Origin of the sequence: Streptomyces boetiae, from assembly GCF_031845405.1 — a bacterium.
GTDB classification, from domain to species: domain Bacteria; phylum Actinomycetota; class Actinomycetes; order Streptomycetales; family Streptomycetaceae; genus Streptomyces; species Streptomyces boetiae.
Map to the genome: position 1 here is coordinate 1 of NZ_JAVREN010000122.1, position 457 is coordinate 457.

Below are 457 nucleotides of genomic sequence, written 5' to 3' on the forward strand. Positions count from 1 at the left end.
TCACCGCACAGGCGACCTTGACCCAGACCGGGATCTCGTCGTTGGGGCCCTCGATATCGGCGATGACCAGGGCCATCACCACGATGCCCATCGTCTTCTGCGCGTCCTGGAGTCCGTGGCCGAGCGCCATACCCGCCGCCGAGACCGTCTGCGCGATCCGGAAGCCGCGCTTGGCCTTGTGCGGGTTGGCGTTCCGGAACATCCACAGGATGCCGACCATCACCAGATAGCCGACGACCAGGCCGATGATCGGGGAGAGGAACATCGGGATGACGATCTTCTCCAGCACCCCGGACCAGATGACGTCCGTCCCACCGGCCAGCGCCGCGCCGACCATGCCGCCGAACAGCGCGTGCGAGGACGAGGAGGGGAGACCGTAGTACCAGGTGATGAGGTTCCAGATGATCGCGCCGACCAGCGCCGCGAACAGGATGCCCATCCCCTTCTGCCCCACGGG

General features: G+C 66.5%; 1 protein-coding gene. It reads right to left on the bottom strand.

The genetic code is table 11. The features are described from left to right. Positions 1-457, bottom strand: a 457-nt coding sequence (locus RM780_RS27670) for an inorganic phosphate transporter (RefSeq protein WP_311633644.1), incomplete at both ends; no start/stop codon positions are given.